The organism is Asaia krungthepensis NRIC 0535, assembly GCF_025995175.1.
GTDB lineage: Bacteria > Pseudomonadota > Alphaproteobacteria > Acetobacterales > Acetobacteraceae > Asaia > Asaia krungthepensis.
In genome coordinates this window covers 63,871-90,297 of record NZ_BAPV01000005.1, presented here as the reverse complement: position 1 = coordinate 90,297, position 26,427 = coordinate 63,871, and the positions used below count along the sequence as shown (strand labels likewise).

23 protein-coding genes are annotated in these 26,427 nt (G+C 61.4%); 13 read left to right on the top strand and 10 right to left on the bottom strand.

Annotated features, from left to right (window positions below; translation table 11 throughout):
* Positions 1-170 precede the first annotated feature (170 nt).
* Genes AA0535_RS04965 through AA0535_RS04955 form a run of 3 tightly spaced genes read left to right on the top strand, consistent with a single transcriptional unit; the run spans position 171 to position 3,768 of the window.
* Positions 171-728: a sorbitol dehydrogenase family protein gene (locus AA0535_RS04965; RefSeq protein ID WP_264814803.1), complete on the top strand. Its 558-nt coding sequence runs from the start codon at positions 171-173 to the stop codon at positions 726-728.
* 7 nt (positions 729-735) lie between these two features.
* Positions 736-2,346, top strand: a complete 1,611-nt coding sequence (locus AA0535_RS04960; protein WP_264814802.1) for a GMC family oxidoreductase — start codon at positions 736-738, stop codon at positions 2,344-2,346.
* A gap of 3 nt (positions 2,347-2,349) precedes the next feature.
* Positions 2,350-3,768, top strand: coding sequence for a cytochrome c (locus AA0535_RS04955; RefSeq protein ID WP_264814801.1), 1,419 nt, complete (start codon positions 2,350-2,352; stop codon positions 3,766-3,768).
* Between the two features lie 210 nt (positions 3,769-3,978).
* On the opposite strand, the gene AA0535_RS04950 is transcribed toward AA0535_RS04955, so the two are convergent.
* Positions 3,979-4,992 carry a LacI family DNA-binding transcriptional regulator gene (locus tag AA0535_RS04950; protein WP_264814799.1) on the bottom strand — a complete coding sequence of 338 codons (1,014 nt, stop codon included), beginning with the start codon at positions 4,990-4,992 and terminating at the stop codon, positions 3,979-3,981.
* Positions 4,993-5,194: 202 nt separating this feature from the next.
* Between AA0535_RS04950 and iolE the strand changes: the two genes are divergently transcribed.
* The 3 genes from iolE to AA0535_RS04935 all read left to right on the top strand — a co-directional run bounded on the left by iolE (position 5,195) and on the right by AA0535_RS04935 (position 7,612).
* Positions 5,195-6,133, top strand: a complete 939-nt coding sequence (gene iolE, locus AA0535_RS04945; protein ID WP_264814798.1) for a myo-inosose-2 dehydratase — start codon at positions 5,195-5,197, stop codon at positions 6,131-6,133.
* 406 nt (positions 6,134-6,539) lie between these two features.
* Entirely contained in the window at positions 6,540-6,875 is a 336-nt protein-coding gene (locus AA0535_RS04940) for a carboxymuconolactone decarboxylase family protein (RefSeq protein ID WP_264814797.1), read from the top strand.
* Positions 6,872-7,612 (top strand): SDR family oxidoreductase, encoded by a 741-nt coding sequence (locus tag AA0535_RS04935; protein ID WP_264814796.1) that lies wholly within the window; start codon positions 6,872-6,874, stop codon positions 7,610-7,612. Before AA0535_RS04940 ends, AA0535_RS04935 begins: the two co-directional genes overlap by 4 nt.
* 48 nt (positions 7,613-7,660) lie before the next feature.
* Here AA0535_RS04935 and AA0535_RS04930 read toward each other — a convergent pair whose 3' ends face one another.
* Positions 7,661-8,554, bottom strand: coding sequence for a LysR family transcriptional regulator (locus tag AA0535_RS04930; RefSeq protein ID WP_127103332.1), 894 nt, complete (start codon positions 8,552-8,554; stop codon positions 7,661-7,663).
* A 112-nt stretch (positions 8,555-8,666) separates the two neighbouring features.
* Here AA0535_RS04930 and AA0535_RS04925 point away from each other — a divergent pair, with 112 nt between their 5' ends.
* Both AA0535_RS04925 and AA0535_RS04920 read left to right on the top strand, forming a co-directional pair.
* Positions 8,667-9,056, top strand: a complete 390-nt coding sequence (locus AA0535_RS04925) for a (R)-mandelonitrile lyase (protein WP_264814795.1) — start codon at positions 8,667-8,669, stop codon at positions 9,054-9,056.
* Positions 9,057-9,135: 79 nt separating this feature from the next.
* Positions 9,136-10,119, top strand: a complete 984-nt coding sequence (locus tag AA0535_RS04920) for an aldo/keto reductase (RefSeq protein ID WP_264814794.1) — start codon at positions 9,136-9,138, stop codon at positions 10,117-10,119.
* 52 nt (positions 10,120-10,171) lie between these two features.
* Here the strand turns inward: AA0535_RS04920 and AA0535_RS04915 are convergent, their stop codons facing one another.
* Both AA0535_RS04915 and AA0535_RS04910 read right to left on the bottom strand, forming a co-directional pair.
* A complete protein-coding gene (locus AA0535_RS04915) occupies positions 10,172-12,583 on the bottom strand; it encodes a TonB-dependent receptor (RefSeq protein ID WP_264814792.1) in 2,412 nt (803 codons plus the stop codon).
* Positions 12,584-12,669: 86 nt separating this feature from the next.
* Positions 12,670-13,098, bottom strand: coding sequence for a winged helix-turn-helix transcriptional regulator (locus AA0535_RS04910; RefSeq protein ID WP_306310218.1), 429 nt, complete (start codon positions 13,096-13,098; stop codon positions 12,670-12,672).
* Positions 13,099-13,197: 99 nt separating this feature from the next.
* Here AA0535_RS04910 and AA0535_RS04905 point away from each other — a divergent pair, with 99 nt between their 5' ends.
* Complete coding sequence (locus tag AA0535_RS04905; RefSeq protein WP_264814790.1) at positions 13,198-14,262, top strand: SDR family oxidoreductase; 1,065 nt, start codon at positions 13,198-13,200, stop codon at positions 14,260-14,262.
* A 16-nt stretch (positions 14,263-14,278) separates the two neighbouring features.
* Here AA0535_RS04905 and AA0535_RS04900 read toward each other — a convergent pair whose 3' ends face one another.
* Together AA0535_RS04900 and AA0535_RS04895 are read right to left on the bottom strand one after the other, a co-directional pair.
* A complete protein-coding gene (locus tag AA0535_RS04900; RefSeq protein ID WP_264814789.1) occupies positions 14,279-15,526 on the bottom strand; it encodes a DUF1501 domain-containing protein in 1,248 nt (415 codons plus the stop codon).
* A 3-nt stretch (positions 15,527-15,529) separates the two neighbouring features.
* Complete coding sequence (locus AA0535_RS04895) at positions 15,530-16,843, bottom strand: DUF1800 domain-containing protein (protein WP_264814788.1); 1,314 nt, start codon at positions 16,841-16,843, stop codon at positions 15,530-15,532.
* 221 nt (positions 16,844-17,064) lie between these two features.
* On the opposite strand from AA0535_RS04895, the gene gmk reads away from it, so the two are divergent.
* Together gmk and tcuC are read left to right on the top strand one after the other, a co-directional pair.
* A complete protein-coding gene (gmk, locus tag AA0535_RS04890) occupies positions 17,065-17,703 on the top strand; it encodes a guanylate kinase (RefSeq protein WP_264814786.1) in 639 nt (212 codons plus the stop codon).
* Between the two features lie 185 nt (positions 17,704-17,888).
* Positions 17,889-19,205: a tricarballylate/proton symporter TcuC gene (gene tcuC, locus AA0535_RS04885; RefSeq protein ID WP_264814785.1), complete on the top strand. Its 1,317-nt coding sequence runs from the start codon at positions 17,889-17,891 to the stop codon at positions 19,203-19,205.
* A gap of 74 nt (positions 19,206-19,279) precedes the next feature.
* Here tcuC and AA0535_RS04880 read toward each other — a convergent pair whose 3' ends face one another.
* Genes AA0535_RS04880 through sdhC form a run of 4 tightly spaced genes read right to left on the bottom strand, consistent with a single transcriptional unit; the run spans position 19,280 to position 22,735 of the window.
* Entirely contained in the window at positions 19,280-20,059 is a 780-nt protein-coding gene (locus AA0535_RS04880) for a succinate dehydrogenase iron-sulfur subunit (protein ID WP_264814783.1), read from the bottom strand.
* Positions 20,060-20,070: 11 nt separating this feature from the next.
* Positions 20,071-21,873: a succinate dehydrogenase flavoprotein subunit gene (gene sdhA, locus AA0535_RS04875; RefSeq protein WP_264814781.1), complete on the bottom strand. Its 1,803-nt coding sequence runs from the start codon at positions 21,871-21,873 to the stop codon at positions 20,071-20,073.
* Positions 21,870-22,277, bottom strand: a complete 408-nt coding sequence (sdhD, locus tag AA0535_RS04870) for a succinate dehydrogenase, hydrophobic membrane anchor protein (protein WP_127103624.1) — start codon at positions 22,275-22,277, stop codon at positions 21,870-21,872. The genes sdhA and sdhD overlap by 4 nt, the downstream gene beginning before the upstream one ends.
* Positions 22,274-22,735: a succinate dehydrogenase, cytochrome b556 subunit gene (gene sdhC, locus AA0535_RS04865; protein WP_264814780.1), complete on the bottom strand. Its 462-nt coding sequence runs from the start codon at positions 22,733-22,735 to the stop codon at positions 22,274-22,276. The genes sdhD and sdhC overlap by 4 nt, the downstream gene beginning before the upstream one ends.
* Positions 22,736-22,983: 248 nt before the next feature.
* Here sdhC and zapE point away from each other — a divergent pair, with 248 nt between their 5' ends.
* Together zapE and AA0535_RS04855 are read left to right on the top strand one after the other, a co-directional pair.
* Positions 22,984-24,108: a cell division protein ZapE gene (gene zapE, locus AA0535_RS04860; RefSeq protein WP_264814779.1), complete on the top strand. Its 1,125-nt coding sequence runs from the start codon at positions 22,984-22,986 to the stop codon at positions 24,106-24,108.
* Between the two features lie 549 nt (positions 24,109-24,657).
* A complete protein-coding gene (locus AA0535_RS04855) occupies positions 24,658-25,992 on the top strand; it encodes a Hint domain-containing protein (RefSeq protein ID WP_264814778.1) in 1,335 nt (444 codons plus the stop codon).
* The last annotated feature ends 435 nt before the right edge of the window (positions 25,993-26,427 follow it).

The window sequence follows — 26,427 nt, the reverse complement described above, 5'->3', positions numbered from 1 at the left end:
CCGATTAGCGCGGGCGCCTGATCAAACAGGTGTGACGACGGGTGAGGCCTTTTCCTCAGGCCGACCTGACCATCGGCAAAGGGCATGAGAAACCGTTTCAGGCGGTTTCCCGACCAAAGCCGTCCCGCAGGAGAACGGGCTCCAATCGGAGCGTCATGGCAGGACTTCTCATGGTAAACACAACGAGACGGGGGTTTCTGGGCTGTGGTGTGGCGGCGCTGCCGTTCCTTGCCTTTCCCGCCCTGACAAGAGCCGCATCTGAGGCGCGCTCAGACGCGCTCTCTGAGGCGCTGCCTGGAGCGGGAGCCTGTCCGCCTGACTTTCACGCGGTATCGATGGCGCTGACTGGCCATGAGGATCTTGATGAGGCCCTCGTTCCCCGCGTCTGGGTGGCGCTTCTGGCCAGACATCCCGAATTCCCCGCGCGCTATCGCCTTCTGGCAGAGGCCATGAGGCAGCGCGGCATCCATCGCTCGCAGGATTATGCGGCTTCCGGGCTCCGGGCCGAAAAAGCCCTCCACGAGGTCTCGGTCGAGATTGTCGCAGCCTGGTATCTGGGGCGGGTGGGGCCGATGCTCCCCCGCTCCGAGGCCGGGACGCCAGCCTTCATTACCTATGAAGGGGCAATGATGTGGCGGCCCACCTCTGACGTGACCGTGCTCCCGACCTATGCACGGGGCGGTCCCGGTTTCTGGGCGCAGCCGCCCCTGTCACTCGAAACGGATTGATATTCTGATGGCACAGCAAGAATACGATGCGGATGTCATCGTCGTGGGGTCGGGCGTCATCGGGAGCCTCGCCGCGCATCACCTCGCCCGCAATGGCAAGTCGGTCATCATTCTCGAAGCTGGCACACATGTGCCGCGCTGGAAGATCCTCGACAGTTTTCGCGAATGCGGCAATGTCAGCACCGATGCGGGCAATCGCAATCAGCCCTACCCCAACGAGCCCTGGGCACCGAGTTCTTTCGTGCCCGATTACATTACCAACCACGGGCCCATCGAGTACGTGCCCGGCATGCTCCGTATGGTGGGTGGCACCACCTGGCACTGGGGCGGCGCCTGCTGGCGGCTTCTGCCCAATGATTTCAGGCTGAAAACGCTCTACGGCGTGGGACGTGACTGGCCGATCTCCTATGACGATCTGGAACCGTTCTACCATCAGGCCGAGATCGAAATGGGTGTTTCGGGGGACGATACCGCCGATTACAGTGGCAAGAACGGCGCACCCTATCCCCCGCGTCAGGCGCCCTTTCCGGTGCGCCCTCAGGCATTCAGCTATTTCAATCAGCGTTTTCGGGAGCGCGTGGCCGTGGGGGGGTATCCCTTCACCTACCAACCCAACGGGCGCGCAACGGACCCCTATGAGGATCGACCCGCCTGCGTGGGCAACAATAACTGCTCGCCCATTTGTCCCATCGGCGCGCAATATAGCGGTGACCGCCACGCCACCAAGGCCGAGCGTGCCGGCGCCAGACTGATCAGCGATGCCACGGTTTATCGCCTCGAAAAATCGCCCGACGGCAAGCGTATCGCTGCCGTGCATTATTACACGCCGGAGCGGAGATCCATTCGTCTGACCGCGCGCATGGTGCTGGTAGCCGCCCACGCGCTGGAGACCCCGCGTCTCATGCTGCTTTCCGATGTCGGCAATTCCTCAGGCATGGTCGGTCGCAATCTGATGGACCACAATGCGTTCTCGCTCATGATGATCGCGGATGAGCCGATGTGGTCCGGACGCGGCCCTGTGCAGCAGGGTGATGTGCTGAAATGGCGTGACGGTGATTTCCGTCGACAGCATGGCTGTATCCGTCACGAGGTGGGCAATTTCGTCGGCAATGTGCAGATTACCGAGCGGCTTATCGCCCAGGGCGTGATCGGCCCCGAGCTGGATGCGAAGATACGCCATATGGCAGCCCGCTGGGTGTTTATGGGCACCAATGTCGAGATGCTGCCGGAGCCGACAAACCGCATGTCGCTCAGCGCCAGCAAACGCGATTTCTACGGCCTGCCCCTCATGGATATCTATTACGACGTCAATGATTACGCCCGCGCAGCGCGCGCCGTCATCGAAAGCGACTACACCGATTTTCTCAGGCTTCTCGGCGGCGAAATCTTCGAACAGAATCTCTCCGTCTGGGAAAACCGCGACCACCCCATGGGGACTGTGATCATGGGGAGCGATCCGCGTGACTCGGTGGTCACCCATGAGGGGCGCAGCCACGACCACGAGAATCTTTTCATCGCCACCACGGGCGTCATGCCTGCGGCCTCGGTCGTGAACCCGACCCTGACCGGCTGCGCCTTGTCCCTTCGCTCGGCCTCCATCATGCTGAAGGAGATCTGAGACATGGCTGTTTCGCTCTTCTCTGCGGCACAAAGCCTTTTTAGGGCGCGTCGGGTCTGCTCCCTCGGCCTGTCCATCATTGCCTCAGGGTGCATCGTTCCGTTTGTCAGCGTCGCATGGGCCGCAAGCGCGGGAGATAGCCGAGCCACGATCGATCGTGGCGCCTATATTGCGCGCGCGGCTGATTGCGTAGCCTGTCATACAAAGCCGGGCGGCGTAGCCTTCGCCGGGGGATACGGTATCCAGTCCCCGATGGGCGTGATCTATTCGAACAATATCACGCCTTCCATGACCCATGGCATTGGCGGCTGGTCGGAGGCCGCCTTTGCGCGCGCCGTGCGCGAAGGTGTGTCGCCCAATGGGACGCGTCTTTACCCGGCTATGCCGTACGATTCCTACGCCGGTATGACCGATGAGGATATCCACGCGCTCTATGTCTATCTTCAGGGCGCTATCGCGCCGGTCGATACACCTGTCGGGCCTGTGACCAGGCTCCGTTTTCCCTATAACATGCGCAACCTGATGCGCGTATGGAACTGGCTTTATCTCGATCGCACCCGCTTTGCGCCCCGCCCCGGCGAGACCGTCGCTCAGGCGCGAGGACGCTATCTGGTTGAGTCCGTGGCCCATTGCGGCACCTGCCATACGCCGCGCAACTTCATGATGGCCGCAAAAGCCGGCCATAAACTCGAAGGGGCTCAGGTGGGCGGCTGGTACGCCCCCGATATCGCCGCCGGTACGCATGGTCCGCTCGGCTCATGGCGCGACGACGAAATCGAAGCCTATCTGCGCGACGGCCACGCGCGCGACAGAGGCGTCGCCGCAGGCCCCATGGGCGAAGCCGTCGAGCATTCCCTGCGTTACCTGACCGAGTCCGACCTTCAGGCTATCACCGCCTATCTGCGTCAGCAGAATCGCTCCGATTCCAGCGGTCGACCCGTTCGCCCAACTACGGATCCAGCCCGTGCGTATCAGCTCGACTCACCCGATGATCGTCTGATCCGCCACGCCGCGCGTGCAGAGCGTAACGCCACTCCGGGCCTTTACGCCGATCGGCGCAATTACCGCGATATCGACGGCGGGGCCGCCCTCTACATGGCGGCTTGCGCCAGTTGCCATCAGATCGACGGGCGCGGCACGCGGGATGATTTCTACCCTTCGCTCCGACAGAGCAGCGCCGTGCAGGCCTCGCGACCGAATAATCTCATCATGACCATCCTTGCGGGTGTGCATCGCGACGGCGCCGATGGCGCGGCCCGTATGCCCGCGTTCCGTCATGACCTTACTGACCAGCAAATCGCTGTATTGGTGCATTTCGTCACCGACCGCTTCGGCTCTACCCCCTTGACCCCAAGCGCTACCGATGTCGCGACCTTGCGCCGCTTCGACACTGCCGATCTCCCTGCCGAAGCGCGTCCGTGAAAAATGGGTACGGGGCGGAGCCCCACGGGGGAGGTTCGTGCGGCAGGGAGCCTTCGCGGGGCACTGCCCCGCTCCCCGGAAACGGGCGTGCCCCTTTCATCCCGGATTAGTCAAACAGGTTTCCAAAGGACGACCGTCCTTTGGCGGGGTATGGGGCGGAGCCCCATGGAGGGAGGTTCTTGCAGCAGGGAGCCTTCGCAGGGCGCGGGGTCAGACCGTCTCGCGTGTATGCACTGAGAGGGGGATAAGGGGGCCGTCGAGGGGGGCGGGGCTGCGGCCGAGATGGTGGCTGAGAGTTGAGAGCGCGGTACGGGCTTCGAGCATAGGATTCTGGTCCAGGATCAGGTCGATCATGCCGGAGCGCAGCAGGCTGGCGCGATGGGGGGTGAGCTCGTGTGTGATGAAGATCAGCTTGTCGGCCATGCCCAGTTTTTCGAGGAGGCTTGCGATGGCGTCGGCGCCGGTAGAGAAATGGTAGATGCCCACTATGTCGCGATGCTCATGAAGCAAGGCGTGCACGGCGTCGGCGGCGCGGTCGTCGTTTTCAAGGCATTCCAGGGCGGGGGTGGCGCTCAGGGCGGCATAGCGTTCGTCTAGGGCTTCCATGAAGCCGGCATAGCGCTGTTGATGGCCGATATAATGCATCGTGCCGGCAATCAGCGCGACCCGCCCTGAGCGGGGGCCGAGCAACCGCCCCATCATGTCGGCAGCAATCCGGCCTGCACGATGGTTATCCGAGCCGATATAGGCGAGACGCTCGGAGGCGGTGATGTCGGAGGCAATGGTGATGATCGGAAGTTTGCGACCGGTATCGGTCACGGCCTGACGGATCGAGGGATGGTCGGGCAGACAGAGGATCAGCCCGTCATAATCGCGTGCAAGCGCGCGAATGAGGGAAGCGGCGCGTTCCGGCTGGCTGATGGCGGCATGGTGCTCGAAACAGGCGATGTTCTGCTCGCGATAGGCGGGCATGATGGTGCGAAAGGCCTCCTGCAAGGCCGCATGAAACGGGTTGCCGGGGGGTTGGGTCACAACGGCAATGCGGGCCAGCCGGGCGTGGAGCGCTACCAGACGACGCCCGTCTCCAAGCTCCCTTGCCGCTTCGAGGACGACACGCTCCTTGTCGAGTCGTACGCCACCGCGTCCGTTGATGACGCGGTCGACCGTGGCGGTCGAGACACCGGAGTAACGGGCAATATCCTGTATCGTGGCACGCTGCGACATGACGCTCCCAACGGGAATGTGATCTTCTTCATGTGATCTATCTCATTCCATTGATGCGAACACATCAATTCTGTGCGCGCTCCCTGCCTCTTCCCTTCATAGCGTCGCTTCAGGACAGACGGCGCGGCCGTCCGGTCGGCGTGGCAGCGACAGGTGCCAGACGAGGATGTCGCGCGAGACCCGGATGCGGGGCAGGAGTGAAATGATGGGATCGAGAACCGGAAAGGGTGGGATGCCCGAGGGTGTGAGGCTGGGGTGCAGTCCGCTCTCCTGGACGAATGACGTTCTGGAGGATTTGGGGGACGATACACCCCTGGCGCGTTGCCTGAGCGAGATGGCGGAAGCCGGATATGAGGGAACGGAGCTTGGCCGGAAATATCCGCGCACGGTTTCGGAACTGGCGCCCATTCTTGAGGCGCATCACCTCTCTCTGGCCTCGGGCTGGTATTCAGGCCGCCTTGCGGAGCGGAGCGTCGAGGAAGAGTGGGAAGATGTGGCAAGCCACGCCCAGCTTCTGCGCGCATTGGGATGCCAGACCATGGTGTATGGCGAGTGCGGGGCCATGACGCCGTCTGCGGCCCCCCTGGATGAGCCGATGTCGCGACGGGCGGTACTGGATCGCGAGGCAATGAAAACCTATGCGCATCGGCTGAGCGCGTTCGATGCCCTGCTGCGGGCCCGATATGGGGTGAGACTGGCGTATCATCACCATCTGATGATGGTGGCCGAGAATTTGCAGGAGATCCGTGCACTTTTCGATGCGCTGTCGGTCGAGACGGGGCTGCTTCTGGACACAGGTCATGCCATGGCCGCCGGGTTCGATTACCGACGGCTGATCGACCGCTACGGGGCACGTATCTGCCATATCCATCTGAAGGATGTGCGCCCGGCCATTCTGGAGCGGGTACGGGGCCAGGACATGAGTTTCAACGCTGCCGTGCGCGCTGGCATGTTCACGGTGCCGGGTGATGGATGCATCGACTTTTCGCCCCTCGCGCAATTCGTGGTTCAGAGTGGTTATCGGGGCTGGATGGTCGTCGAGGCTGAACAGGACCCGGCACTGGCACCACCTCTGGCTGCCGTCACGCGAGGGCGCGCGGCAATCCAGTCGTGTTTCGCCGGAGTGTTGGCTTCCGTCTGAGGGCTGATGCTTGAGTGGCTGAGACTATCCTTCACGTCCCGTCCGCCCCTCCAAGACGCCTCGCGCGTTTTGAGATGTATCCTGCAACCGGCTGCGGCGATTGGGGCTGGGAACGAATAACCAGAGGTGTCGAAATGAAAGCCGGGGCAATGGCAGTTTTTTCTCTACGCGCGACACCCTTGTCCTGTCGGTACTGACCGAGGGCAAGCAACCGTGTCTTCCCTTGGTCTCAGGGCATAAGCCGGGAGAGGTGGATACTGGTGACGGAGCATATCTGCCCTTAATCGGCACGAGGGGTTTCATGAATGCCCCGCATAAGCCCATGCTGAATTCATGATCTAATCGGGTGCGTCCGGCCGAGGCTATGGTCCTTCACGTTCCACAGAAAGAGGGGAAGGGCCTGATCATGGCTGAACCATCCACCACGGCACGTCAGGCGTTCGGCGATATCGCCCCGGATCTGGCCCGCTATACCGATACGGTGCTTTTCGATGAGGTCTGGGCCCGGCCTGGCCTGTCCCAGCGCGATCGTTGCATGATCACCATAACCTGTCTGATTGTGCTTTATCGCGGCAATGAGCTCGGTTTTCATCTGCGCAAGGCTCTCGATACCGGTGTGACCCGGGAGGAAATCATCGAGATCATCACCCATCTCGCATTTTATTCCGGCTGGCCCACAGCGTCTTCGGCGCTCGCGCTCGCCAGACAGATTTTCGAGGACAGGAAGGACGCAGCATCATGAGCGCACAGATTGCAGGGAAAGTGGTGGTTGTAACCGGCGCAAGCAGCGGGCTGGGCAAGGCGGTTGCGCGTCGTCTTGCGGCTGAAGGGGCGAAGCTCGTTCTCGGTGCGCGTCGTCTCGACCGTCTCGAGACACTCGCCGATGATCTGTCGATCGGGCGTGATGCCGTCAGGAAGACCGATGTCAGCGACAGCGCGCAGGTGCAGGCGCTCGTCGATCACGCCATCGCCCTGCATGGAAGGGTGGACGTGCTGATCAACAATGCCGGACTCATGCCGCATTCTCCGCTCGAAAAGCGCCGTATCGAGGATTGGGATCGCATGATCGACGTCAATCTCAAGGGTACGCTCTATGGCATTGCCGCCGTCCTTCCCCAGATGCAGAAGCAGAAGAGCGGTCATATCATCAATGTCTCTTCCGTGGCGGGGCACAAGGTCGGGCCGGGCGGCGCTGTCTATTCAGCAACGAAGAGTGCTGTGCGCGTCGTGTCCGAGGGGCTGAGACAGGAAGTCAAACCCTATAATATCCGCACGACCATCATCTCCCCGGGGGCGGTCGCAACGGAACTCCCCAACAGCGTGACCGATGAGGACACGGCCCGCTCGATGAAGGAATTCTACGAGAATTATGCGATCCCGCCTGAATCCTTTGCGTCCTGCGTGGTGTTCGCCATGAGCCAGCCGGAGGAGGTTGATATCAACGAAATCCTCTTCCGCCCCACGGCACAGCAATACTGATCTCGGTCCCCCGATCCTCATTCCACGTTTGGGGCGATGGGACGGGGATCAGCCGCGATAGCGCAGGGCCTCAACGAGAATGCGAAACGCGGCCGAGGCATTGCGTCGGCTCGGGTAATAGAGATGGTAACCGGGGAAGGGGGGGCACCAATCCTCCAGCACGCGCACGAGCCTTCCAGCCGCCACATGGTCCATGATCTGGTCTTCCATCACGCAGGCAAGACCAAATCCATCGAGCGCGGCCTGGCGAAGCATGGCGGCATTATTGATTGTCAGGGGGCCTTCAGGACGTACGCGCAGACTGCGTCGTCCTTTTTCCAGTTCCCAGGCATAGATGGCGCCAGAACTGGACATGCGCAGCTTGAGGCACTGATGGGCGGAAAGGTCCTGCGGCGACCGTGGGCACGGGTAGCGTGCAAAATAGTCGGGCGCGCCCACGACCGCCATGCGTAGCGGCGGTCCAATCGGCACGGCGATCATGTCCCTCGCGATCGTCTCCTCCAGCCTTACCCCCGCATCGAAACGTTCTGCCACGATATCGGTCAGGCCTGAATCGATGGCGAGTTCGACCTCGATATCGGGGTAATCCGGCAAGAGGCGTTTCAACGCGGGCCAGATCAGGGTCTGTGCAGCATGTTCGGAGGCGGTCAGTCTGATCGTCCCTGACGGACGCTCGGAGAGTTCGCTCAGCGAGGCGATTTCACCCGCAATGCTGTCCAGCGCGGGAACCAGGGTCTGAAGCAGGCGCTCACCGGCCTCGGTTGCCGAGACGCGTCGCGTGGTGCGGGTCAGCAGGCGCACGCCAAGACGGGTTTCAAGGCGTCTGACGGTATGACTCAGGGCTGATTGCGAGGTGCCGAGCCGGGCCGCGGCGCGGGTGAAACTCTGCTCCTCCGCAACGGCAAGAAAGGCGTTCAGATCGACCAGCTCGTCGCGGCGCATTGATGAATTCCCGATATGGCTGCGTGCCGAATATAGGCGCTTATCGCAGAATGGCGAGAATGGTTTTGTAGGAAAAACGGCCCTTTGGGCCGGAGCAACAGGAGTGACGACGATGAAAATCACACGCGCAGGAAGCACGGCCTCGGTTCAGGGCAAGGAAGAATGGTTCACTGGCAGGGTCCGCATCGATGCGCCCTTTACCGGCAGTGGGGCGTTGGCCTGCGCCACGGTCACATTCGAGCCTGGCGCACGCACGGCATGGCACAGTCATCCGGCCGGGCAGACCATTCTCATCGTCTCCGGACTGGGATGGGTGCAGCGCGACGGTGAGGCAATCAACGAAGTGCGTCCCGGTGATATCGTTTTTTTCGAACCGGGAGAAAAGCACTGGCATGGCGCTTCGAGCCAGTGCGCGATGAGCCATATCGCCATCACCGAGAGCGTGGAGGGTGTTTCGACCACCTGGTTGGAGAAGGTGAGCGACACGGAATACAGCCGCTGAGCGCGACGCCGTAGCCAGCGATCAGAGAGGCCGGGTGCCCCGTGCCTCTCCCAAAGAACCCGTGAGACGGAGACAGGACATGGAAAAGCGTATTCTGGGACAAGGCGGACTCGAGGTTTCGGCGCTCGGTCTGGGCTGCATGGGGCTCAGCTTCGGCTACGGGCCGGCCGAGGAGCATGACCGCGCCGTGGCTTTCCTGCGGGGGGCCTATGAGCGTGGCGTGACGTTCTTCGACACGGCCGAGGCCTATGGGCCGGGTGACAATGAAACCCTGCTGGGTGAGGCGCTGGCGCCTTTTCGCAAGGAGGTGGTGATTGCCACCAAATTCGGGTTTCGCAACGGGCGTCCCGCTGACGGGCTGGACAGCCACCCATCGCGCATCCGACAGGTGGCAGAGGAGTCCCTCAAGCGCCTGCGTACCGATGTGATCGATCTGTTCTATCAGCATCGCGTCGATCCCGACGTGCCGATGGAAGACGTGGCCGGTGCCGTCAAGGAGCTTATCTGGGAGGGCAAGGTCCGTCATTTCGGCCTGTCCGAAGCCGGGGCGGGGTCCATCCGCAAGGCGCATGCGGTGCAGCCCGTGGCGGCGCTGCAAAGCGAGTATTCGCTCTGGTGGCGCGAGCCGGAGCAGGAAATCCTGCCGCTGCTCGAGGAACTCGGGATTGGGTTCGTGCCGTTCAGCCCGCTGGGCAAGGGGTTCCTGACCGGCAAGATCGATACTGCCACGCAATTCAGCGACGAGGATTTTCGCAAGCGTGTGCCACGCTTTGCGCCTGAAGCGCTGGAGGCCAATCGCGCTCTGATCGCTCAGCTCGAAACCATTGCGGCTGAGCGTCAGGCCACGCCGGCACAGATCGCCCTGGCATGGTTGCTGGCGCAGAAACCCTGGATCGTGCCGATCCCCGGTACACGCAGTCTGACACGGCTGGAGGAAAATCTGGGCGGAGCGGCCCATCCGCTCACCTCTGATGAGCGCACTGCGATCGATGAAGCTCTCGCCCGGATCGATGTGGTGGGTGACCGCTACCCCGCCAGTCTCATGGCGTTGGTCGGGCGCTGACTTTCTGTTCTCGGGACCGGGCATGCCGGTCCCGATAGCGCCGGACCGGCGCTTAGAAATGCCCTGTGAACGTCAGGAAAAACTGTCTTGGCGCCTGCGGGTAGGCGGTGAACTGCTTGGAGGCGTTGGTGGCCAGAATGGTCGACCAGTTGCGCGTATTCGTCAGATTGGTGATCGTGAACTGAACGCTGGCATCGCGCAGAACCGGCAGATGATGCAGCGTGTAGCCGCTGCTGAAGCCGAACAGGGTCATGGGCGTGACCGAGAGATCGTTCAGATAGGTGGCATAGCGCCTGCCGATATAGTCGCCCGTCAACTGGGCATAAAACCCGTCATGACTATAGGCGAAGATGAACTTGTTCATCCATTCCGGCACTGCCACCACATATTTGCCCGCTGTTGCCACGACGGCACTGCCGGACTGGTAGTTATTGTCATAGGTCGAGCGGTTATAGGAGGCGGCGTCGTAGAGTGAGAGATGCCAGGGCAGATGCAGGGTGAATTCGGCATCGGCGCCATTGGTGGTCACGCCGCCCACATTTTCCAGAAGCGATGCCGCACCGGTCAGGCTCGTGATCTGTGGCGAGGAACTGACCGTGAGCAGACGGTTCGAGAAATCCACATGGTAATAGGAGAGCTGGCCATCGATGCTGAGGGCGGGCGAGCGGGTGAGCGGATGATTGAAACGCCAACCCGTTTCATAGGTCCATGACGTCTCGGGGTGTCCCGTACGCCGGAAGTTCTCGAAACCGGCCTGGCTCGGGATGCCCCAGGGCGTGGCATAGCCATAGCCCAGCGCCTGATAGCCCCGCATGTTTTTCTGGATATTGGCGAAAAGCTGGTCATGCGGCCCGAGGCGCCAGACGGCTCCGAAGCTTGGCAGGAATGCCTCTGTCGCGTCGATCTGGCCGCCTGACGCCGTTGTCGAGCCAGCAGGAGACAGAGAGGCGGGAAGCCCCGGCACGGTAAGACGCCCATTGGTATATTGCAGGCTCGATTTGAACCCGGCCTGAAGGCTCAACGCTCGCGTGACGGCCCAGCGATCCTGGATATGGGTCTGGAATGTGTTGGTCTGGAAATCATTGGCAAACTGATTGATCAGCGGGTCAGTGGGTCTTTTGTACGGCGAGAGCGGGTTCGTCGCCGAGAAGGGATACCAGCGCCGTTCGAACGTGTTCACATTGCGCTCGTACCAGCCGCCAAGCTCGATGTCATGATGGCCAAGATGATAGGCGAGGGCCGTCATCGCGCCTTCACGCGTGATGCCGTATTCGGTAGTGCGATTGGTATAGCCGGACCCGCCGAACAGGCTGCGTATGTCCTGACCCGGATAATAGGCGGTCAGGATTTTCGAAATGCCGGAAGCGCCGACCGGCGTCGTGACCACACCCGCCGAGGCGTCCCGGTGGCCATACACTGTCGTGGTGAGCGTCAGGCGGTCGGAAAAATGGTGCTCGTCGCGAATATAGCCGAGGAAATCCTGACGCAGCGCGGTGCTGGCGTAATCGCGGAAATTGAGCCCTGCTGCCTTGGGAGGGGTGCCACTGGCATCGAGATACGCCATGGCCTGGTCGAGATCGGGATAGAAAGAGGGGCGTGTATAGAGCGTGGAGGGAAGCACCACGGCATCTTCATTGCCTTCTGCCTTGTCCATCCAGTCCAGATAGACCGTGATCCGATCGCGCTTGCCATCATGCAGGAACTTCAGATTGACCTGCTGGCCGCCCTGATGCTCGTGATAATCCCAGGCGCGGGCATCCTGACGCAGATAGCTGATATAGGCCCGGTTCTCATGGCCGAACGTCCCGGTATCGAGGCGCACGAAGGTGCGAAACGCCGCATAGCTGCCGAAGCTCTGCTCGATCTGGCCGCCTCGCTGTTTTTCCGGATCGCTCGACAGGGTCTGGATCGTCCCTCCCAGATTGCTGGTCGAGGCCGTGCTAAGATCGCCCGCACCCGAGGAGAGAGAAACGCGCGAGACGTTTTCACTGGCGATGGCGCGCTGGGGAGAGAGGCCATTATAGTTGTTATAGGTCTGATCGCCCAGCGGGATACCATCCATGGTGAAGCCGAGCTGGCTCTGCGCGAAACCGTGGATATAGAGTGCGGCGTTCTGTTCCGTCGCGCCCCACGGATCGGCCGTCGTATAGACCACGCCCGGCAGGATCTGCAGGGCCTGAAGCGGTGAGGTACCCGGCAGTTGGCGGCTGATCGCGGTCTGACCCACGCTTAGCTGGGAGCGCGAGCGTTTCTCCGCGACGACGATGGACTCACTGTTTGGTTTCGAGGCGGCGTCGGTCTCACGGAGAGCCGATGGCGCGCGGGGGGTATGAGAGGCTGGCTTTTTCGTCGCCTTGCCGGAGGGGGTGGAGGAAACGCTTTGTGCAAGCGCCCTCTCGCCGCGCGCGGAAAGGACGGCGAGCGCGATGAAGCAGGGCAGGGCAAGCCTGGAAGGACGAAGCATGAAACGACAAGGCCCGGATCGTTGTGAAGGTCGAACGGGTCTTTATCGTTACGCGGTCAGAAACAATGTGAAACTTCCGAGAAACCTTAGTCGAGCTTGTCCAGCAGCTCCGCATGATGGGCGCCCCACCGATAAAGCAGCTCGATCGGCTCGATGAAGCGTTGGCCGAGCGGGGTCAGGCGGTATTCGACGCGGGGGGGCATGATTTCGAGCACCACGCGTGCGATCAGCCCGCGCTCCTGCAATTCACGCAGGGTCTGTGTCATCATCTTTTTCGACAGGCCAGGGATGTTGCGCTGTAGCGCGCCGGGCCGGGCGCTGCCCCCCATCAGATGGATGGCGTGCAGGATCATGGTGATCCATTTGCCGGAGAAGAGGCGCAGAAGGCGGCGTGGCGCGCAATCTTCGGTGAAAGGGGCCTGTTTCAGAGCTTCAGGCAGAGCGGGCAGGTCCGATGACGCGACGATGGGATCATCGGCGTCGGTTTCGGCAGGCAGGATGCAATCGGCCATCATGGTTCCCTTTTGGTACCCAGGGCACAAAATAGTGCCGGATTGTCCTTTCTGAGCGGTTATGGCCAGCTTCACCAGCACAATTGAGACAAGGAGGCCACCATGCCCCAGACTGCCCTGATCATCGGTGCGACGGGTCTCGTCGGACAAAATCTCGCCAACCGGTTGCTGGCGGAAGGCTGGACCGTTCACGGGCTCGCGCGCCGTGTGGAATCGCTGCCTGATACGATCCTGCCGGTGCAGGCCGACACGCTCGATCCTGCCTCGCTGCGTGAGGCGCTGGCCGGGCTGACGCCGAGCCATGTGTTCTTCACCACCTGGACGCGGCGCAGCACCGAACGCGAGAACTGCATCGCCAATGCGGCCATGCTGGCCAACGTGTTCGAGGCCTTGCCCCATCCAGAAAAGCTGGTCCATGCCAGCCTCGTCACCGGTCTCAAGCATTATCTCGGCCCGTTCGACGCCTATGCCAAAGGGGCGCCGCCGGTCACGCCGTTCCGGGAAAGCATGGGTCGTCTGGACGGTGAGAATTTCTACTACGCCCAGGAGGATGTGCTGTTCGACGCGGCGGCGCGTCACGGTTTTGCCTGGTCGGTCCATCGGCCCCATACGATCATCGGCTTTGCTCTGGGCAATCTGATGAATATGGGCACGACCCTGGCCGTCTATGCGTCGCTCTGCCGCGAAACCGGCATGCCCTTCGTGTTTCCGGGCTCGCCCGTCCAATGGTCCGCCCTGACCGATGTGACCGATGCGCGTCAGCTGGCGAGTCAGATTCACTGGGCCGCAACCAGCCCCGCGGGGCGAAACGAGGCGTTCAATATCGTCAATGGCGATGTGTTCCGCTGGAGTACGCTCTGGTCTGAGATCGCTGCCTGGTTCGGCATCGAGGCCGCGCCCTATCCGGGCCAGGCGAGCTCACTCGAGGCCATGCTGGCCGGGAAAGAGGGAGTCTGGGCCGAGTTGGCGCAGCGTCATGGTCTTGCAGAAAGCGATCTCGGCCGTGTGGCGTCACCCTGGCATACCGATGCCGATCTGGGGCGACCCATCGAATGCGTGACCGATATGAGCAAAAGTCGTGCATTCGGCTTTACGGGATATCGTGACACGCGGGTCTCGTTTGGCGATCTCTTCTCCCTGCTGCGTGCGCGCAAGATCATCCCCTGATCGTCACGGGCGTTCTTCAGGCGGCGACCAGACCCGCCTGAGGCGACGGGGCGCCGTCGGGGAAGACCCTGCCCAAGGCAGAGCGCGGCATATGCAGGTGATCGCAGAGCACCGAGGCGATCACACTCCGCAGATCGGTGGTGGGGGCAAGGTCGCGATTGTCGAATAGCTGGCTTTGGCGCAGCCCTGGCCAGGTCCCGGCTACGCGTCCCCCTTTCACCGCGCCACCCGCGAGAAACGCCACGGCGCCTGTGCCATGGTCGGTGCCGCCTGTGCCGTTCATGCGCGCCGTGCGCCCGAATTCGGTCATGGCCAGAACCACGCTGTGCGACCACGCATCGCCAAGCCCGTCACGGAGCGCCGCGATACCGGCATCGAGGCGCGAGAGCGGCGAGCGCAGGGCAGCGATCTGCCCGGCATGGGTGTCCCAGCCGCCGATCTCCAGCGCCGCCACGCGCGGTCCGTCGGGCTGCGCGAGCATCACCCCCGCTGCCGAGGCGAGGCGGGTAAACCCATCCTGCCTATTATTAGCCTGCCCCATGGAAGGTGCGCCGCCCGGCCCGGGAGCGCCCGTCATGGTGGCATTCTCGCCCGGTGCTGTCGCCAGAGCCGTGTCCGAAAAGCCGCGTGCCTGCAACCCGTTACGAAAGGCAGGACCGGTCAGGGGGTCATGCGTGTTGAGCTGGGCGATCTGCTGGTACAGCGCATCGCTCGGGTGCTGGCTTCCAGCCGGGGCATAGCTGCCGATCCGCGCCGGGCCGCGCAGGAGAAGCGGCACATCGAGACCGAGCGCCAGACCCAGCCCTTCCGGACGGGCATTCTGCCCCGGCAGGGCCGACACGGCGCGGTTGAGCCAGCCGCTCGTCAGACGATGATCGGCCCCGCTCTCCAGATAATCCTGCGCGTCGAAATGCGAGCGCGTGCGATAGGGCGCGGCCACCGCATGGACGGGCAGCATCTGCCCCTGGCCATAGAGCGCATGCAGCCCCGCCAATGCAGGGTGCAGACCGAAATACCCGCCCAGATCGAGCAGCCCTCCTTCCTGACCGGGCTCGGGCAGGACGAGGGCGCGCCTCAGGGCCATGAGCCCCGGATCGCCATAGGGCGTGACCGCAGCCATGCCATCCAGTGCGCCGCGCATCAGGATGACCACGAAGCGCGGATCGTCCCGGCGCAGGGAGGGAGCGGCCAGTGCAAGGGAAGAGCGACCGAGGGTCCAGCTTGCAGCCAGACCGAGCAGGGCAGAGCGACGACGAAGCATCATGGGTCAACGCCTCTGGAATTCGGGTGAGGAGAAAAGCAAAGTGAGTGCATCGCGCCGCGAGCCGGCATGCTGCATGGCCAGCCGCGTGGCGGGGCGGAGTGCGCTGCCAAGAGCGGTCTGAGCCAGTTCTTCGGGATTGGCGTCATGCAGTCCGCCCGCCAGACGATAGGCCCAGTCGGTGCGCGCCAGCATGTCAGAGGGTGCCGACCAGTCCGAGGCGAGATCGCTCCATCCATTGGGCATGGGAGCGGTCCAGACGGGCTGGCCCAACGCGCCGCAGGCCGAAGCCAGAGCCAAAGCGGGCGGGTGCGGGGCATTGGCGGCCTGACCATCCAGAGTGCTCCCGATTCCGGATGCCCGCAGTGCCGCCGCCGCATATTCCATGGGGGTGCGCAGCTTCGTCCCGGCCGGTACGGTGGCCGCGCAATCGATCAGCGCATGGGTGGCGGCGAGAAGACTGCCGTCGCTACGCTGCAATGCCGCGACAAGCAGGGCGATCTGTCCGGGGCTGGGCGTATCGGTCAGGAAGTGGCGCAGCATCTGCGTCGCGATGTGACGATAGGTGGCAGGGTGGGTGCCGAGGAAGGCCAGCGCCGCCACGCCGCCTTCCTCACCCTCGGGAAAACTTTGTCCCATGAGGGATTTGTCACCCGGCTGGTGGGCGCGCGGATTGAAGCGGAAGCCAGGGGTGTCGGCCTTCATGTCCACGCCCCATCCGGTCAGGATTGCGGCAAACGAGGTGACATCCGCTTGGGTATACCCGGACGCGGGCGACACCGTGTGCAGCTCCAGACACTCACGCGCGAGGTTTTCATTGAGACCCCGGTTCTGACGCAGGCCGGCCGGGCTCTGCGGCCCGACCGAGGCGACGTTGTCGAGATACATCAGCATGGCGGGATGGCGCATCACAGCCACAAGCATATCGACGAAACGCCCTGTGACATGGGGGCGTATGGCCTCACGCATATAGGCCCCCGCGACGGATTTGACCCTGTCCTGTTTCAGGCTGACCGTGAAGTGGTTGAACCAGAACCAGGCCAGTCTCTCGCGAAAAGGCTGCGGGCTTTCCAGCACGGCGCTAAGCTGTGCGATCAGTTCCGCCTGGAGTATGGGCTTGACCAGCGGGTTGCCACGCAGCTTGTCCTGTCTCTGGCTGCGCAAGGCTATCAGGCCTTCGGCACTTGGGCCGACTCCCTCAAACAGGACTCGGTCCGGCCCTTCGATCTGCCCGGCAAGCCATGCACGCCATTCACGGGGAGGGGCTTCATCGAGGCGGGCGCCCCAGCCAAACCTGTTCTGCACATCGACGACCTGCATGATGCCTCCGCCTCACTGGCATGGGTGGCGCAACCGGGGATCGAGGCTCGAAGGGCCCTGATCGTGTCAAACTGTGTAGGCGCTTTATGGCGGAAAGAGAGCCGGGATGTAACGTTAATTGGCGCCCATCTTCCGTAAGGCCCCGCCGCTCCCATGTTCCCAAATGCGGCCCGACCCGTTATGGCTCAGCGCAGTCGATCAAGCCTGAATGGGAGAGTGACATGACGACCGTAGCAAGACGTGGCGTCTGCCTCGTGATTTCGGCCCCCTCCGGCGCTGGGAAATCGACCATCGCCAATGCGCTGCGCGCCGGTGATTCAAGTCTTGTTCATTCCGTGTCGGTCACCACGCGCGCGCCGCGCCCCGGCGAGAAAGAGGGCGTGCACTACCATTTCCGCACCATGGAGCAGTTTCGTGACATGGCTGCGGCAGGTGAATTGCTGGAATGGGCCGAAGTCTTCGGTCGCGGCTATGGCACGCCGCGTGCGCCGGTCGAGGCGGCCCTCGCCGCCGGGCGGGACATGGTGTTCGATATCGATTGGCAGGGGCACAGACTGCTGCGTGATGCTTTGCCCGACGATGTCGTAAGCCTGTTCGTACTGCCCCCTTCGATGAAGGAACTCGACAGGCGTCTGCGTTCACGGGCTTCCGATGCGGAGTCGGAAATCGACAAGCGTATGGGTGCGGCTCTGGCCGAGATCTCGCATTGGAGCGAATTTGATCATGTGATCATCAATGCTGAACTGGACCGCGCCGTGCGCGAGGCGCAGGCAATTCTCGTGGCTGCTCGGCTCAAGACGAAGCGCCAGCATGGTCTGGCGGCGTTAATGACCGAATATGAGGCGCACAAGCCGCTCTAGTGTGGGACAATCCCGTTTCTGTTGTTCTGCTTTATCACCTCTATGCTGGCGATAACATGACCTTGCTGTTGGCGATGCTCTTTCGGCTTCCGTTCGATTGCCTGTAGTGTCGGCTCCATCATGATTCCGTTCCAATGGAATAACGGGGTGTCCCGTGGCAGGTAACGAGAGGGCGAGAACACAACATGGATACGCGACAGGGCAATATTGCGCAGGCCACGCCACCCGATTCAAAGCCCGTGAGTCTTGCAAGGGCCGTCGGGCAGGTGGCGAGCGGCAACATGCTCGAAATGTACGATTTCATGGTGTTCGGCTATTACGCGATCGATATCGGCAAAGCGTTTTTTCCGATAGCCGACGCGCAGATCCAGATGATGGCTTCCTTCGCGACATTTGGTGCGGGATTTGTGATGCGTCCCCTCGGCGCGCTGGTGCTGGGCGCCTATGTTGATCGTATCGGGCGTCGCAAAGGGCTCATTTTGACCCTTACACTCATGGCGATCGGCACCATGACTCTCGCCCTGACGCCCAGCTACAAGAGGATCGGCATGCTGGCGCCCGTGCTGGTGCTGCTCGGGCGTCTGATACAGGGATTTTCTGCCGGGGTCGAAGTCGGATCGAGCTCCGTCTATCTGTCCGAAATCGCCACGGAGAAAAATCGCGGGTTCATCGTGGCGTTCCAGTCCGCCTCCATCCAGCTCGCTGTCGTGCTGGCTGCGGCGATCGGCTTCGGGCTGACATCCGTTCTGGGCGGTCATACCATGTCGGTCTGGGGATGGCGTATTCCGCTCGTCTTCGGCTGCATGATCGTGCCTGTCCTGATCGTCCTGCGACGCAATCTGCAGGAGACGGAGGCTTTTGCCTCCCAGACGACCCATCCCGGTATCTGGGAGATTGCCGTGTCTCTGGTCCGCAACTGGTATGTGGGACTGATCGGTATTCTCACCGGGGTCATGAGCACGGTCTCGTTTTATGTGATTACCGCCTATTGCCCCGCCTTCGGTACTCAGGTGCTTCACCTGGGACGACAGGATGCGCTTCTGGTCACGCTCTGCGCGGGATTGGCCAATCTCGTACTGGTGCCGATCTTCGGTTTCGCTTCAGACAGGATTGGCCGCAAGAAACTCCTGATCGGCGCAACGATGCTTGTTCTGTGTCTGGCCTGGCCGATGATGAAATGGCTGGACACCGCGCCGAGCTTCGGCAGGCTGCTCTGTGTCGAGCTGATGCTGGCGGTCCTTTACAGCGCCTATAACGGGGCTGCGATCGTCTGGCTGACCGAGATCGTGCCGACGCGTATTCGCACGACGGGTTTCTCCCTGGCCTATAGTCTGGCCACCTGCATCGGCGGGTTCAGCCCGGTCGTGTGCACCTGGCTGATTGCCTTCACGCATGACAGGGCCATGCCCGCCCTGTGGCTTTCCGCAGCGGCAGCGTGCGGGTTGCTCGCCGCCATCGTGTCGCGCCCTTATGTCGAGCGCAACTCACGCCTGGCCGAATAGACGCATGGGAACAGAAAAGGCCGGGAAAAAATCCCGGCCTTTTCTTTATCCTGATCTGCACGCGGAGAGAGTGTCTATTCGCGCTCGACCTGCAATTTCTTGATGTTGGCAATGGCCTTGGCGGGGTTCAGACCCTTGGGGCAGGTCTGGGTGCAGTTCATGATAGTGCGGCAGCCATAGAGCTTCATGGAATCGTCGAGGGCCTCCAGACGTTCGCCTGTATGGTCGTCGCGGCTGTCCATGATCCAGCGATTGGCGGCCAGCAATGTGGCCGGGCCGAGATAGCGGTCCCCATTCCACCAATAAGACGGGCAGGACGTGCTGCAGCAGAAGCAGAGAATGCACTCCCACATGCCATCGAGCTTTTCGCGCTCCTCCACGCTCTGCAGGCGTTCGGTATCGGGCGGCGGTGGGGTGTCGCTCTTCAGCCAGGGCTGGATAGATTCAAGCTGGGCATAGGCGCCGTTCAGATTGGGCACCAGATCCTTCACCACGGGCATATGCGGCAGCGGATTGATCTTGACCGTTCCCTTGATCGAACTGATGGGCTTGAGGCAGGCCAGCGTGTTCTCGCCATCGATATTCATGGCGCATGACCCGCAGATCCCCTCACGGCAGGAGCGCCGGAAGGTCAGCGTCGCGTCGATATGGTCCTTGATATAGAGCAGCGCATCCAGAACCATCGGCCCGACCTTGTCGAGATCGAGTTCATAGCTGTCGAGGCTCGGATTGGACTCGTCATCGGGCGACCAGCGATAGACCTGAAATGTCGCCTTGCGCGTGGCGTCTTTCGGCGCCGGATAGAATTTGCCGGGGCGGGTCGTGCTGTTTTTGGGCAGGCGGAGTTCAACCATGGTGAGGCTCCTCAGTAAACACGTTTCTTGGGCGGGAAGACCTCGACATCATCGGTCAGGGTCTGCATCCGCACCGGCCGGTAGAGCAGGCTCACCGCACCATCCTTATCGAGATAGGAGACGGTATGTTTCATCCAGTGCTCGTCATCTCGTTCGGGGTAATCGTCATGCGCATGGGCGCCGCGTGTTTCATGACGCGCATGGGCACTTTCGATGGTGACCGTGGCATTGGCTAGCAAATTCGAGAATTCGAGCGCTTCCATTAGGTCGCTGTTCCAGATCAGAGAGCGATCGGCCAGCCCCATATGCTGGGCGTCTTTCCAGAGCTCGCGGATCTTGTCACAGCCCTCCGCAAGGGATTTGGTGTTGCGGAAGACGGCTGCGTGGCTCTGCATGATGCGCTGCAGACGCTCGCGCAGCTCTGCCACCGTGAATTTTCCCGAAGCCTCACGTGTCTTGTCGAAGCCTTTGAGAATGGCCTCACCGGCATTTTTCGGCAAAGGCGGCACGGGCACGTTCGGGTCGATGATCTCGGCGGCGCGCTTGCCCGCTGCGCGACCGAACACGATGAGATCGAGCAATGAATTTGTGCCGAGACGGTTGGCACCATGCACGGAAACGCAGGCGGCTTCGCCCACGGCCATGAGGCCGGGTACCACGGCTTCGGGATTCTCGGCCGTGGGGCGGAGCACTTCGCCATGCAGATTAGTCGGCACGCCGCCCATATTGTAATGGACCGTCGGCAGCACCGGTGCGGGCTCCTTGGTCACATCGACGCCTGCGAAGATACGCGCGGTTTCTGAGATGCCGGGCAGGCGCTGATGCAGCAATTCCGGGCCAAGATGCTCCAGATGCAGCATGATATGGTCCTTTTTGGGACCACAGCCACGGCCTTCATTGATCTCGATGGTCATGGCGCGTGACACGACATCGCGCGAGGCCAGATCCTTGGCGGTCGGCGCGTAGCGCTCCATGAAGCGCTCGCCCTCGGAGTTGGTCAGATAGCCGCCTTCACCGCGACAGCCCTCGGTGAGCAGACACCCTGCCGGGAAAATACCGGTGGGGTGGAATTGCACGAATTCCATGTCCTGGGTCGGCACACCGGCGCGCATGGCCAGCCCGCCGCCATCACCCGTGCAGGAATGGGCCGAGGTGCAGCTCTGGAAGGCACGCCCGTAACCGCCGGTTGCAAGCACGACCATCTTGGCGCTGAAGCGATGAATGGAGCCGTCATCGAGGCACCAGGCCACGATGCCGCGACAGGCGCCCGCCTCGTCCATGATCAGGTCGAGTACGTAATACTCGACGTAGAAGTCGACCCGATGCTTCAGGCATTGCTGATACAGCGTGTGCAGGATGGCGTGGCCGGTACGGTCGGCGGCGGCGCAGGCGCGAGCCACAGGGGCCTTGCCATATTCGCTCATATGGCCGCCGAAGGGACGCTGATAGATCTTGCCGTCTTCGGTACGCGAAAAGGGGACGCCGAAATGCTCGAGCTCCATCACGGCGCTTTCGGCCTCGCGGCACATGAACTCGATCGCGTCCTGATCGCCCAGCCAGTCAGACCCCTTGACGGTGTCGTACATGTGCCAGCGCCAGTTATCCTCGGACATGTTGCCCAGCGAGGCACCGATACCGCCCTGCGCCGCCACGGTGTGGCTGCGTGTGGGGAAGACCTTGGTGACGCAGGCCGTGCGCAGACCGCCTGCGCCCATGCCCAGCGTGGCGCGCAGACCCGAGCCCCCGGCACCGACCACCACGACATCATAGGCGTGATCGACGATGCGGTATTTCTTGGCGGATTCCGCGCTCATGAGCGTCCCTCCTTCGGGCGGGTGATGAGGATACGGGCGAGCGAGGCACAGCCGAGCGCCACGAAAAGAAGGGTGCTGAGACGAATGACCAGGCGCAGGCCGAAACGCCGCCAGCCTCGTGAGTAATCGGAGGCCACCACCTCAAGCCCAAGCTGGGCATGGCGCGCAGTCAGTGCGATCAGCAGGCCCAGAGGGGCGGCATTCTGAACGCGTCCCGCCCAGGCCAGAATGGCCTCGCGGTCTCGCCCGGCGAGACGCAGGATCTGGGCGACACCCCAGATGGAAAGTGGGCCGAGAAGTACCGCCGAGATGCGCTCGGCCGTCCAGTGTTCGGCACCATCGGCCATGCCCCCAAGCCCTTTGGCGCGCGCCAGGGGCGTGCGCATGTCGGAAGAGCGGTTCATGCGCGTGTTCCCTTGCTGCGGCGACGGGAGAGGGCGACAAAAGCGGTGGCCAGCGTGAGCGACAGCCCGGCGGTCACGAAGACCGAGCGTTTGCCATCCTCGTCGATTTCCTTTTTCTCGAAGCGCGCACCGCTATCCCAGATCAGATGACGGATGCTGGCGACGAAATGATAGAGCGTGGCAACGCCCCAGCCCAAAAAGACCAGACGACCGAGCGGGTGCGTGGCCACACGTTGGGCACGCGCAAAGGCGCGCGGACCCTGGGCGAGGGCGGCCAGCCAGGCGACGGCCAGACCGGCGCCGAGAGACGAGGCGACGCCCGCCATGCGATTGCCGATCGAAAGCGCCATGGACAGGCGGAAACGATAGATATCCAGATGCGGTGACATTGGACGTCGAATGGCCCGCCCATCAGTGTCGGTGCCGTGATAGAACGCTTCGCGTCCGTCGGAAGCCATGGCGATACCTCGGAATTCTGTGCTTCGGGCTATGCGATACATAACCCACATAGTCTCATTCCTATGGCGCGTCATGTGCATATTGATGTGAGAATTGGCACCGTTTTCGTCTTGTATATCCGGCGTTTGCGTCATTTTGGGGGAATATTGTCTCACCAAGGCGTGACCCTGTTTCAGGGGCGCGTTACACGCCTGCACGTGTTAGGACATCGATGGCTGATCCCTGACGCGTGTCCAAAGAGAGTTCGATGTCTGACGTGAGTCTCCTCCCGCTCCATTCCACATCTCAAGGTGTGCTCGGAACCTATCAGCGACTGATCGATCAGGGACAGATCGAGGCGGATGCGGCGCAAAAGCAGGCAGCACTGGCCCTGGAGCATCTCGCCCAGGCCCTGCAGGCGCGGCACGAAGTGAAGCCAGGCCTGCTGTCCCGATTGTCCAAGAGGCGTCCGGCCCCTGTGAAAGGGCTCTACCTTGTCGGGCAGGTCGGGCGGGGCAAGACCATGCTGATGGATCTCTTCTGCCGCGAGATAACGGTGACGAAGAAACGCCGCATCCATTTTCATGTCTTCATGCAGGAGGTGCTGCGGGCCTTGCACAAGGGGCAGAGTCGTAGCGAGCGCAAGGAAGATCCCGTGCGCGAACTGGCGCAGAAAGTGCATGACCAGTACGATCTGCTCTGCTTTGACGAATTCCAGATCAATGACATGTCCGATGCGGTGCTGGTGCTGCGCCTGCTGGACATGGTAATGGAACTGGGAACGGTGGTGGTGGCGACCTCGAACACGGCTCCTGCCGATCTGATGAAGCATCAGGCGCAGAACCGCGCCACCATGCGCCCGTATCTTGAGGCTTTCGCCGCTCATATCACGGTTCTTCCCCTGGATTCGGCGCGCGATTATCGTCGGGGGCGCGAGATCGACGTTCTGAGATGGCTGGTGCCTGACTTAGAGGAAAACCGCGCGCATCTGCGTCAGCTCTTCGAAACGGTGACCGGCGGCATGGCCGAACCGGGATTTCTTGCCATAGGGTCACGACGCATCGCTGTGCCCTCCTGCAAGGAGGACACAGCCTGGTTCACCTTCGAGACGCTTTGCGGTCAAGCGCTCGGCCCGGCAGATTATCTGGCGATTGCCGCACGGTTCAGAACGCTCTTCATCGAGGGTATCCCGGCCCTGGTGCCGGACCAGTATGACAAGGCCCGGCGCTTCATCACACTGATCGATGTCCTGTACGAACATCATACGGCGCTTTTTGCCACTGCGGCTGCCGAGCCAGAGGCCCTCTATCAGACCGGGGAAAACGCCAGGGCTTTCGAACGTACAGCGTCGCGCTTGGATGAAATGCGGTCGAGTGGCTGGATGGCGCAATAGTTCGGGTCTGCCCGGATATCAGTCTGCTTATCTCCTCGCCGTCTCATCTCGTTCGCCCCTTACCTGGTGACGGTGTTTTGATTGACCTTTGCTGCACGTATCCTTCTCGGCGTCATGACCGGCCTGCACCGGGACAAGCTTTGGGTTGTCTGCCTCTTATACCGGCGATCCTGTTTTCCCGAGGCAATGTCACGCATCGCGTGTCCACTGACAGGCCAGCCTTGGGGCTGAGAGTGGTTTCAGGAATAACGACCTTCATCTATCTACATTGCGTAACAGATATGAATGCGAATTAGATCTGTATTATCAAAGTTTTCCTGATCAGATGCGATAATCAGAAGTGATTACCGGTAAGATCTATTATATGGAAATATATAGGAGAACTATATAACAATTCGGTGGGGGATTTCCAAAATCATGATGGAATATCACTATTTTTCTACGGAATTACGTTCCAGCAGTTTTGAACCAAGCGCATGGTCTGCAATCAACATCTACACTGGGACGAGTCCTGATGCAGTGTTGATCCTTGACGGGTGCAGCAGGAGGTTGCTGGATGCCCCGTGGGGAGACGTCCAATCTGGCACGGCTATGGTGAATAATCCCGTCTATGTCGTGGGTCAGTTCTCGATCAAGGTAAACCCAGCCGAAAACAGTGCGTCCACAATCACCTATACAGGGTCGGGTGGTACCTTAATAAACCTCATACCGAACGGTGAGGATCACGGTGTCATCATCAGGATCACGGCAAATTATTTCGATATCCCCAATCAGTATCTCAATCAGCCGATACCACTTGCCAGCATCACCGATTACATGGGGCCTTATGCGAGTGAGATAGACCTCGAAGCGTGCTATCTTCCCGGGACGCTTATTGAGACACCCTCCGGCGATATGCCGATCGAGCGACTGAAAGCCGGAGACGAGGTTATCGTTCATGATGAGCTGACTTCCGGCGTGCGAACGATACGTGCGGTCGGGTGCGGGCAGGCCAACGTCATGGCAAACCTGCCAGATGATATCGCCGGGTGGCCAATACGCGTGCGAAAGAGCGCTCTGGCAGACAATGTGCCCTTCAAGGATATGCTCCTGACAGCAGAGCATTGCCTCTACCTGCAAGGCGCATTCGTGCCGGTTCGAATGCTCGTAAACGGGCGGTCGATTTACTACGATAAAACCATCAGATCCTATAATTATTATCATTTGGAGACCGAACCGCACAGTATTATCCGCGCAGACGGGGCATTGAGCGAAACGCTCATGGATGCAGGTCACGGTGGCAGGCTCTATAATGCGTCACTGACTCTGCCACCGCGCCTCACGACCGACTGGAGCCAGGCCGCAGCACCTTTGAGAACATCCAGAAAGTTTGTCGAGCCTCTCCATCAACAATTCGAGGACCGCGCCGCGTCCTTCAGCGACACAGTCGATCGTTTGTCAACCGAAACAACCGAAGATAATGGCCTCTATCTACTTACTGAAAAGGGGAGGCGAATTGACGGCTACGGAGGCAAGGGTGCGTTCATCCACTTCTCATTGCCCAATGACGTGCAGTCTCTTTATCTAATGAGCCGGGCCAGCAGACCATGCGATGCGATTGGGCCCTTCATTGATGATCGGCGTCTTCTGGGCGTACTTGTCGGCTCTGTCACTCTCGATGAGGGAGGTGTGTCCACGCGCCTGACGACGCATCTCGAGTCAGAAACGCTGCCCGGATGGGAGAAGGAAATCGCGGGCACGATGCGTTGGACACGGGGCAATGCGCTGCTTCCACTGCCTGCGCGCGTGCATGAGGGTATCCGTCGTCTGTCTGTCGAGATTCTCGATGGGGGTCCTTACGTAGTCCATAATGACCTTCCCGTTGTCAGAGGGCGATGTGCGTGAGGACGTTGAAGGGTGATCGCGTTATCACATTGAAACGCCCGGTTCATCTTAAGGCGCAGGGCCTGGGGGAGGGACTCCAGCGTCGCGAAAGGCTCAAATGCGAGCAGAATTTCCCTGCGGTTCGGCCGTTTTTCGTGGGGTCAGCCGATTTCCCGTATTTAATCCGAGCGCGCCTTGAGCCTTGGCTAGTGAAGTAATTTCGCGTCCGTATCGACTCGCAGGCAAAGGCTACGGGTTCGGGGCGAGAGACGGGTTCTTACAGATCTGCCATTGCTAGGTCAGTTATCAGTCTTCTCCGCAACAACTGAACGGCGGTCGTCACCAGAGCGTATGAGATTTTTTGAGGGTGGAGCGGTGGCAGAATAATCGCCTCCACCGAATCACCTGCCCTGCCCTGAGAGAACAGCGAGACGTCGTCCCCGCAGGACAGTGAGT